This is a genomic window from Hymenobacter persicinus, assembly GCF_004167665.1.
Classification (GTDB): Bacteria; Bacteroidota; Bacteroidia; order Cytophagales; family Hymenobacteraceae; genus Hymenobacter; species Hymenobacter persicinus.
The window spans coordinates 1-9,209 of the sequence record NZ_SEWE01000074.1; the positions used below are offsets into that span (position 1 = coordinate 1).

At 61.0% G+C, this 9,209-nt stretch carries 8 protein-coding genes; 6 read left to right on the forward strand and 2 right to left on the reverse strand.

The window, feature by feature from the left end; genetic code table 11:
* From rsmA to EWM57_RS20130, 6 genes are all read left to right on the forward strand, one after another.
* A partial coding sequence (gene rsmA / locus EWM57_RS20105; protein WP_129923097.1) for a 16S rRNA (adenine(1518)-N(6)/adenine(1519)-N(6))-dimethyltransferase RsmA occupies nt 1-738 on the forward strand: 738 nt, incomplete at its 5' end.
* Nucleotides 739-809: 71 nt separating this feature from the next.
* Nucleotides 810-1,766, forward strand: coding sequence for an NAD(P)-dependent oxidoreductase (locus EWM57_RS20110; RefSeq protein WP_129923098.1), 957 nt, complete (start codon nt 810-812; stop codon nt 1,764-1,766).
* A gap of 103 nt (nt 1,767-1,869) precedes the next feature.
* Entirely contained in the window at nt 1,870-2,343 is a 474-nt protein-coding gene (greA, locus tag EWM57_RS20115; protein WP_129923099.1) for a transcription elongation factor GreA, read from the forward strand.
* A gap of 169 nt (nt 2,344-2,512) precedes the next feature.
* Nucleotides 2,513-3,388, forward strand: a complete 876-nt coding sequence (locus tag EWM57_RS21865; RefSeq protein WP_165370589.1) for a nuclease A inhibitor family protein — start codon at nt 2,513-2,515, stop codon at nt 3,386-3,388.
* Between the two features lie 42 nt (nt 3,389-3,430).
* The gene (locus tag EWM57_RS20125) at nt 3,431-5,074 is read left to right on the forward strand and encodes a M28 family peptidase (RefSeq protein ID WP_129923100.1); all 1,644 of its coding nucleotides are present in this window, start codon (nt 3,431-3,433) and stop codon (nt 5,072-5,074) included.
* Nucleotides 5,075-5,165: 91 nt separating this feature from the next.
* Entirely contained in the window at nt 5,166-5,411 is a 246-nt protein-coding gene (locus tag EWM57_RS20130; protein WP_129923101.1) for a hypothetical protein, read from the forward strand.
* Between the two features lie 589 nt (nt 5,412-6,000).
* Here EWM57_RS20130 and EWM57_RS20135 read toward each other — a convergent pair.
* Entirely contained in the window at nt 6,001-6,402 is a 402-nt protein-coding gene (locus EWM57_RS20135; RefSeq protein ID WP_129923102.1) for a DUF4288 domain-containing protein, read from the reverse strand.
* Between the two features lie 48 nt (nt 6,403-6,450).
* Nucleotides 6,451-8,745 (reverse strand): GH92 family glycosyl hydrolase, encoded by a 2,295-nt coding sequence (locus tag EWM57_RS20140; RefSeq protein ID WP_129923103.1) that lies wholly within the window; start codon nt 8,743-8,745, stop codon nt 6,451-6,453.
* Between the last annotated feature and the right edge of the window lie 464 nt (nt 8,746-9,209).

Genomic DNA, 9,209 nt, shown 5'->3' on the forward strand with positions numbered 1-9,209 from the left:
GACGGCGTGACCCAGGTGCTGGAAATCGGGCCCGGCATGGGCGTGCTCACCGGCGACCTGCTCCAGCACCCCGAGTACACGACCACCGTCATCGAAATTGACCGGGAGTCGGTGGCCTACTTGGAGCGCAACTTCCCGGACCTGCACGGCCGCATCCTCTCTGCCGACTTTCTCAAGCAGGACCTGGGGCAGCTGTTCAACAATGAGCCGCTGAGCATCATCGGCAATTTCCCCTACAACATCTCCACCCAGATTTTCTTCAAGGTGCTCGACCACCGCCAGCAGGTGCGCGAGGTGGTGGGCATGCTGCAAAAGGAAGTGGCCGAGCGCATGGCCGAGGGGCCGGGCTCCAAGGTTTATGGTATCCTGAGCGTGCTGCTGCAGGCTTACTACACCGTGGAGCTGCTGTTTCTGGTACCGCCCCACGTGTTTATTCCGCCGCCCAAGGTGCAGTCGGCAGTGCTGCGGCTGCGGCGCAACGACACCGAAAAGCTCGACTGCGACGAGAAGCTGTTTTTCAAGGTGGTGAAGCAGGCCTTTGCCACCCGCCGCAAAACGCTCCGCAACGCCGTGAAACCCTTCGGCATGAGCGCCGAAGTCACCACCGACCCCATCTTCAACAAGCGCGCCGAGCAGCTGGGCGTGGCCGACTTCGTGTGGCTGACCAACTACGTGGAAAAGCACCGGGCCGGTGGCACCGCGGACTTCGAGCCAGTAGTGGACGAACCCCAGGAGTAGAGGCTAAGTGAGCCGACCACTCAGAAAAAGTGGTTGGCGCCGTGTCATTCTTTAGTATTGCCTGAATAGCTATGTCACTCTGCCTGGTCATCGATGAAATGCATCCCTCGCTGCCCGAACTGCTCGAGCCGCTCGGCGTGACGCTGCACTACCGCCCCGACCTGACGGCCGCCGAAGTACCCGCTGCCCTGGCCGCCCAGCCCTACGACGGGCTGGTGGTACGCTCCAAGCTGCGCATCACGGCGGCGCTGCTGGCCCACGGCCCGCACCTGCGTTACGTGGCCCGGGCCGGGGCCGGCGTCGATAACATTGATGAGGAGGCCCTGGCCGCGGCGGGCGTGACTTTGCTCAACGCCCCGGAAGGCAACCGGGACGCGGTGGGGGAGTACGCCGTGGGGCTGCTGCTGGCCCTGTTTCGCAACGTGGCCCGCGCCGACCACGAGGTGCGCTCCGGCTCCTGGCGGCGCGAGGCCAACCGGGGGGAGGAAATCGGGGGCAAAACCATCGGGCTGCTGGGCTACGGCCACATGGGCCGCTCCTTTGCCCGCCGCCTCAGTGCTTTCGGCTGCACCGTGCTGGCCCACGACGCCGATCCGGCCGTGGGCGGCGACGGCAACGCCGTGCTGGTGCCCCTGCAAGAGCTGCGGGCCCGGGCCGAAGTGCTCAGCCTGCACATTCCCTACTCAGCGGCCAACCATAACTTCGTGGACGCCGAGTTCCTGGCCGGCTTTCAACATCCGCTGTGGGTGCTCAACACGGCCCGGGGCGAAGTTCTCGACCACGCGGCGCTGGTAAGCGGCCTACGCAGCGGGCAGGTGCGCGGCGCAGCCCTCGACGTGCTCGAAAATGAGAAGCTCCCCCAGCTCAGCGCCGAGCAGCAGGCCCGCTTCGACTTTCTCCGCACGGCCCCCAACGTGGTGCTTTCACCCCATATCGGGGGCTGGACCCACCAATCGTATCAGCGTATCAATGAGGTGCTGGCGCACAAGCTTGGCGCTTTTCTGCGCCGGACGCCCCGGCTGAGCTAGGGGAAGTTGTCGGGGCTTCGTATATTTGTCTCAGAACCTGTTGGGAGAACGGTCGGCCTCGCTGACCGTTCTTCTTGTTTTTTAGCTAATCACCCCACCGACCATGTCTTCTGTAAATTATTACACTCCTGAAGGCCTGCAAAAGCTCAAGGATGAGCTGCAGGACCTGAAAATCCGCGGTCGGGCGAAAGCCGCCGAAGACCTGCGCGAAGCCCGCGACAAAGGTGACCTGAGCGAAAACGCCGAGTACGACGCGGCCAAGGACGCGCAGGGGTTGCTGGAACTGAAAATCTCGAAGCTAGAAGAAATCCTAGGCAACGCCCGCGTGCTCGACGAAACCAACCTGGACCTGACCAAGGTGCTCATTATGAGCAAGGTGAAGCTCAAGAACCTGAAGAACAACATGATCCTCGACTACCTGCTCGTGGCCGAGGAGGAAGCCAACCTGGCCGCCGGCAAGATTTCGGTGAAGTCGCCGATTGGCAAGGGCCTGCTGGGCAAGAAAGCCGGCGACACCGCCGAAATCATCGTGCCCGCCGGTAAGCTCCAGTTCGAAATCCTCGAAATCAGCCGGTAGCCGGTGAGATGGTGAAATAGTGAAATGGTGAGTTTTCCGTTTCCATGCAAAAGGGCGAAGCCAGCGGCTTCGCCCTTTTGCGTTTTGCCCCGTACTTTGGTTGCGCTTGTTTGTGCTACCAGCCCATCAAACTCACCATCTCACTACTTCACCATTTCACCGCTGCCGCATGCCTTCCATCTTTTCCCGCATCGTTTCGGGCGAGCTGCCCGCTTATAAAGTCGCCGAGGACGACGACCACCTGGCGTTTCTGGATATCACGCCGCTGGTGGAAGGCCACACGCTGGTAATTCCCAAGAAGGAGGTTGACTACATTTTCGACTTGGCCCCGGCCGAGCTGGCGGCCCTGCACCTGTTTGCCCAGCGCGTGGCCAAGGGCGTCCTGGCTGCCGTGCCCTGCAAGCGCATCGGCGTGGCCGTCATTGGGCTGGAAGTGCCCCACGCCCACATCCACCTGATTCCGATGAACAAGGTGGCGGACATGAACTTTGCCAACCCCAAAATCAAGGTGGCCGAGGACCGCATGCAGGAGCTGGCCGCCGCCATCAGTGCCAAGGTGCCCGGCGCCGATGGCAAGTCCGACAAAGCCGGACAACATGCCAAGCCCCAGGAAACCAAAGCCGAAGCCACCGACGGCAGTGAGCCTGGGGCGGCCAACCCGGCCCTAAGGGATCTAACCCGCCTGACCAAGGGCCTGCAGTTTGTCAGTGAGTCGGAGGCCCCGCTGACGCCCGTCAGCTTCGGGGCCCCTGCCGGGGCTCTCACCGACGAAACCCTGCGCCAGCTCACCGGGGAAGCCGCCGACGCGAAGGTGGAAACCGTGGACCTGATGTACTTTTTGCGCAACCACACCGCCGACGACGGCGTGCTCGGCGACCCGGCCCTGGCCAACCGCTACAAAGCCCTGCAGATGTTTATGAAGCAGGAGCTTGAGGGCACGAAGGTGTACCGGGTCGGCAGTGGCCCGCAGGTGACGGCCTACGCCCTGGGCAAAACTGCCGATGGGCAGCTGGCGGGCTTCAAAACGGTGCTCACCGAAACCTGAGCCGGTCTACCGGGTTGTCGATTTTTCCATTCGTTTCAGTGCATGTTCCGATTTTCTAACATCCTGACCCTCGGGGCTGGGCTGGCCTTTTGTGCCCCTGCGGGTTTTGTGCGGGCCCAGGCCCCCGTTGCCCGGGAGGTAGCCAATGCCCAGGCTCAAATCAGCGCCGTGGCCTTTAAAAGTCACGTACAGTATCTGGCCGACGACCGGCTGCAAGGCCGGCAAGCCGGCACGCCCGGCTACCAGCTGGCCGTCGACTACGTGAGCGGGCAGCTACGCAAGCTGGGCGTGCAGCCGGCCGGCGACCGGGGCCGCTTCACGCAGCACGTGCGGCTGCGGCGGGCCTTCACCGAGCCCGGGGCCACGCTCAGCGGCGCCGGCGGCAGCTTCACCACCGGACAGGACGTGGTGTTTTATCCTAACCCGGACCAGCCCCAGGTCAGCGTGACGGCTCCGCTGGTGTTTGCCGGCTTCGGCATCAGTGCCCCCGAGCTGGGCTACGACGACTACGCCGGTCTTGATGCCCGGGGCAAGATGGTGGTGGTGACGCGGGCGGACCCCCGATTTTTGGCGGGCAGCGAGAAGCTTTATGCCACCGACCTGCTGACCATCCTGCAAGCGGCCGCCCAGCACGGGGCCGTGGGCGTGCTGCTGGCCGCGCCCAAGCCTGCGGCCCAGTTGCCCAACCTAAGCAAGGGCCTGGTGAGCGTGTTGGGGCCCGACGGGCGGGTGGCCGTGTCGCGGAGCTACGTCGCCGGATCGGTACAGGTGGTGGGCTCGGTGAGTGCCGAAACTTTACAGCGCCTGTTTGCCGGGGCCGCCCTCGACACAACCCGCACCCTGGCCGCTCTGCGCCGCGGCCAGCCGGCCTCCCAGCCCCTGACGGGTCAAGTAACGGCCACCCTGCGCAGCCGCTACCAGGATGTAGACAGCTACAATGTGGTGGGTAAGATTCCCGGCTCGGATGCCCGGCTGCGCGAGGAGTACGTAGTGCACAGCGCCCACCTCGACCACATCGGCATCACCGCGCCCGTGCAGGGCGACTCCATCAACAACGGCGCCCACGATAATGCTACCGGCGTGGCCAGCGTGCTCGAAATTGCCAAAGCCTACGCCAGCCTCAAACAAAAGCCCAAACGCTCGGTGCTGCTCGTATTCATGACGGGGGAGGAACTGGGGCTGCTGGGCTCGGCCTATTTCGCCCGGTTTCCACCCGTACCCCGGGCTGCCATCGTGGCCGACATCAATACCGACATGCCCACCATCATTGCCCCGCTGCTGTCGGTGGTGCCGCTGGGGGCGGAAAACTCGTCCTTGGAAACGGTGGTAGCCTCGGCGGCCTCCAGTCTGGGGCTCACGGTGGAAGCCGACCCGGAGCCCGCCCAGCACCGCTTTATCCGTTCCGACCAGTACAGCTTCGTAACCCAGGGCGTGCCGGCCGTGCACGTCAAGTACGGCAACCGCACCCCCGACGGCAAAAATAACCTCAGCGAGCAGGTGCAGCAGTGGCGGGCCACGTATTACCACAAGCCCCAGGACGATATCAACGGCACCTTCGACTTCGCCGCGGGCCGCAAATACGCCCAGCTCAACTTTCTGATCGGCTACCAAGTGGCCCAGGACCCGGCCCGCCCGACTTGGAAGCCCGGCAACTTTTTCGGCCGCCGGTTTGGGGGCGGGCAGTAGGCTGCTTACAAACCGGCATTAGGTATGGTAGAGGTCAACCCTAGCGCTCCAGTCCACGTTATAAAGCCTCCACCATATTCCCTTGTCAATCATGAGCATCTTTGGTTCTGACCGCCCGAGCGGTACAATGGGTGGCCTGCTCTCAGGCCTGTTTCGCAGCGTAGGTCTGGGCGGCAGCCGCCCCACCGACGGCGGTACTTACGACAACACTGGCCGCTCCGGCGGCAATGGCCGCAAGCTGGTAACCGGCGCGTTGCTGGCTGCCGGCGCGGCGTATCTCTACAACCGCAACAAGAATCGGAACGTCAGCGCCCCGAGCTTCACCGGCAACGAGTAGGCGTTCCGCCTAAAAATGTGAAAGCCTCACCTTCGGCCAGTAATGGTCGGGGGTGGGGCTTTGACGTGGAAGAAAATCCGGTGCGGAAAGGGCCAGAGTTTTCCGGAGGGCCAGTTACACGTCTGGGGAGCCGTCCGAAGTTTTCCGGGGCTATAAAAACACTTCTGGTTATTCGTCCGGAGGATGGTAGAACGCTGGAGAGAGTTCTTGTTGGTCAGCCGAAGTTTTCCGGAGTGCTAAAAGGAGTTCTGTTTGGTCACCCGAAATTTTCTGGAAGAACAAAAGGGACTCTAACCGGTACTCCTGGGTTTTCCGGCTGACTGAAGTGAGTTTTGTGTGGTCGCCCAAAATTCTCCGCAAATACTAAGCTGAGGCCATTCCCAATCGTCAGTTATCCTGAGCCTGCGAAGGACCTTCCTCGATTCTACTACCACGACTTTTCAAGGCAAAAAGCCCTTTCCGTAGCAATAGTGAAGGGCTTTTTGCAGTTCAGCACGCTGGCCGTGCGGAAAGAGCAAGGTCCTTCGCAAGCTCAGGATGCTGGGAGTAGCAACGGCGATGCTACCGGCTTGCCGCTGAGAAAGTAATTCTATGATTTCATATCACCTAACAACTCTTCGGCTGTTTTGCCTGTATTGTCAGCCTGCCAAAACAGCGTCAGTTGGTGCTTAGCTACAACGAGTTCCTGAGCTGAATCTGCTCGAATCCTTTTGGAAGTAATTTCTGCTCCGTCGGTTAGGCTTTCCACAATATCTAAATCAAATAAGCCTTCAAACGACCATCTGACGGTCATTCCATCCTCGTTCAGGTACTCGAGTTCTTCCTGTTTGCCAAGAATAAGCGCTTTCTGGTAAGCTTCTTCAGAATTGCTGGCCTGAATCAGCCTGATTTGTTCATCAAACAAATGCTCCTCGACCTGATGCGGGGCGGAGCACTTAAGAATAATTCTGGCTACATACCAAAGTTCTGGTTTCTGGTGATGCTGCGACATAGAGCAGATTTAACTACTGTGTAAAATCAGACTAGAGACGGGAGTTGTCTACGGCTTCCCGCTCATCACAAATACCAGCTCCCCGCCCTGCACGATATCCTGGTGCTGCAGAAACGGCCGGGTCAGCTTCTGGCCGTTGAGGCGGGCTTCCTTGACGTAGACGTTCTTGTCGCTCTGGTTTTTGACCGTGATGCGGAAGGTCTTGCCATTTTCGAGCGTCATTACCGCGCCGTGCACGGCGGGGCTGCCCAGGGCGTACTCCGGGGAGCCGGGGGCCACGGGGTAGAAGCCCAGGGCCGAGAAGACGTACCAGGCGCTCATCTGCCCGCAGTCGTCGTTGCCGCCGAGGCCATCGGGGGTGGGGCGGTACATCTTGGGCAGGATCATGCGCACCCGCTGCTGGGTTTTCCAGGGCTGGTCGGTCCAGTTGTAGAGGTAGGCTGCGTGGTGGGCGGGCTCGTTGCCGTGCACGTAGTTGCCGATGATACCGTCGCGGGTGATGTCCTCGGTTTCGGCGAAGAACTTGTCGGGCAGGTGCATGGTGAAGAGCGAATCGAGGTGCTCGGTGAAGCGCTTCGGGCCGCCCATGAGCAGGATAAGGGCCTTGGGGTCCTGGGGGACGTAGAGGCTGTAGTTCCAGGAGTTGCCCTCAATGTAGCCCTGGTTGTTGGTGCTCAGCACGTCGAACTCCCGGCGGAAGGTGCCATCCGACAGCTTAGGGCGCATAAAGCCGATGCGGGCGTCATACACGTTCTTATAGTTTTCAGCCCGCTTACTGAACTCCTGGTAGATGTCGGGCCGGTTGAGCTTTTGGGCCATCTGGGCAATGCACCAGTCGTCGTAGGCATATTCCAGGGTTTTGCTCACCGACGACGAGTTCTTATCCTCGGGCACGTAGCCCAGGCTGCGGTAGTAGCCCAGGCCGTCGTAGGAGTCGTGGCGGGCGGTGGCTACGCAGGCGTCGAGGGCCTTGTTGGCGTCGAAGGGGGCGTTGCCTTTCAGCACGGCGTCGGCAATGACGGACACGCTGTGGTAGCCGATCATGCACCAGTTCTCGTTGGCGTGGTGGCTCCACACGGGCAGCATGTGCTCGGGGCTCTGGCCGTAGTGGGCCAGCATGCTCTGAATCATGTCGGCGTTGCGCCGGGGCTGCACCAGGTTGAAGAGCGGGTGCAGAGCCCGGTAGGTGTCCCAGAGCGAGAAAGTGGTGTAGTTGGTGAAGCCCTCGGCCCGGTGGTTGTTCTGGTCGAGGCCCCGGTACTGCCCGTCGGCGTCCTGGTAGGTGGTGGGGCCGAGAAAGGTATGGTAGAGGGCCGTGTAGAAGTTGATCTTGTCGTCCTTTTTTGGGCTTTGAATCGTGACTTTGCTCAGCTCCTGCTGCCACAGTGCCTGGCTCTGGGCCCGGGTCTGCTCGAAGTTCCAGCCCGGCAGCTCGGCTTGCATGTTGGCTACCGCCCCGTCCTGGCTGACCGGCGACAGCGCCAGCTTGACCTTGATTTTCTCGCCTTCCCGGGTGTTGAAGTCGAAGTAGGCGCGCAGCTGCTCCCCGGCCATTTCGGGGAAGTTGTGGGTTTGATCGAACTTGCCCCAGAACCCGCGGTAGACCTGCTTCTTGGAGAAGTTGCGGAAGCCGTAGCTCTTGAAGGGCTTGGAAAAGGCCATAGCGAAGTACAGCGTGCGGGTGCGGGCCCAGCCGTTGGTCTGCCGGTAGCCGGTGATGAGCGAGTCGTTGACCACGCGCACGTAGGTCCAGGTGTTCTTGTCCTCGTAGTTGTAGATGCCGGCCATCAAATCCAGAATCACGTGGGCCTGGTCGGACTGCGGAAACGTGTACTGGTGCATCCCCACCCGGTTGGTAGCCGTCAGCTCGACCCCGATGTTGTGGTCGTCGAGCCGGACTTTGTAGTAGGCGGGCTCGGCCACTTCGTTCTGGTGGGAGAAGCGGGAGCGGAAGCCGCTTTCGGGCTTCTGGGCGGTGCCGGGGTTGAGCTGCAACGGGCCGGTGGTGGGCATCAGCAGGAAGTCGCCAAGGTCGGAGTGGCCGGTGCCGCTGAAGTGGGTGTGGCTGAAGCCCACGATGGTGGGGTCGTCGTACTGGTAGCCGGCGCAGTAGCGGTAGATGTCGGGGTTGTACTTGCCGTCCTTGGCGTAGAGCAGCGTGTCGGTATCGGGGCTAAGCTGCACCATGCCGAAGGGCACCGTGGCCCCGGGGTAGGTGTGCCCCATCTTCTGGGTCCCGATAATGGGCCGGGCGTACTGGACAAGGTTTTCGGCGGGCGCCGCTTTCTGGGCGAAGGCGGCCGTGGCGGCCAGCAGGAGCGGGACTAGGAGCGGGAGTTTCATCAGCTTCGGGGTGGCGTTGAAGCTGGGAAGGTAGGGAAGGCGCTACTCTTTAGCAGTATTAAAATAGCCAAACTGAGCCCAGCTACCTTCTTGCAGGACTTCGAGAGCCAGCTTCAGTTTACCAGCTTTCACTTCCCGGACAAACCGGGTTTGGTGGGTGTAAAGCAGCTCGGCCATTTCCCTCGCTTCCTGTAGTATTTCTGGTTTCGGTTACTGCATGTAAAACTCGATATGCTCAATAGGGTATTCCAGTTGATCAACAATAAGACTTACGAAGATGTATTGCCCGTTTTTTAGCAGCTGAATCCATATTTCGTGCGTGCCTTTGGCTAACCGAAATTCAAATAAATCCTGTCTCTCCTGAATGGGAATACCTAAGCCATTTGCTACTGTTTCGGCGTCTGCTGCGCTAATCATACTTGGCATAAGTCAGAGCGGGAGTTTCATCAGCTTCGGGGTGGCGT

Coding starts and splice junctions, on each gene's coding strand:
- EWM57_RS20110 (WP_129923098.1), top strand. CDS start 810: ATGTCACTCTGCCTGGTCATCGATGAAATGCATCCCTCGCTGCCCGAA.
- greA (WP_129923099.1), top strand. CDS start 1,870: ATGTCTTCTGTAAATTATTACACTCCTGAAGGCCTGCAAAAGCTCAAG.
- EWM57_RS21865 (WP_165370589.1), top strand. CDS start 2,513: ATGCCTTCCATCTTTTCCCGCATCGTTTCGGGCGAGCTGCCCGCTTAT.
- EWM57_RS20125 (WP_129923100.1), top strand. CDS start 3,431: ATGTTCCGATTTTCTAACATCCTGACCCTCGGGGCTGGGCTGGCCTTT.
- EWM57_RS20130 (WP_129923101.1), top strand. CDS start 5,166: ATGAGCATCTTTGGTTCTGACCGCCCGAGCGGTACAATGGGTGGCCTG.
- EWM57_RS20135 (WP_129923102.1), bottom strand. CDS start 6,402: ATGTCGCAGCATCACCAGAAACCAGAACTTTGGTATGTAGCCAGAATT.
- EWM57_RS20140 (WP_129923103.1), bottom strand. CDS start 8,745: ATGAAACTCCCGCTCCTAGTCCCGCTCCTGCTGGCCGCCACGGCCGCC.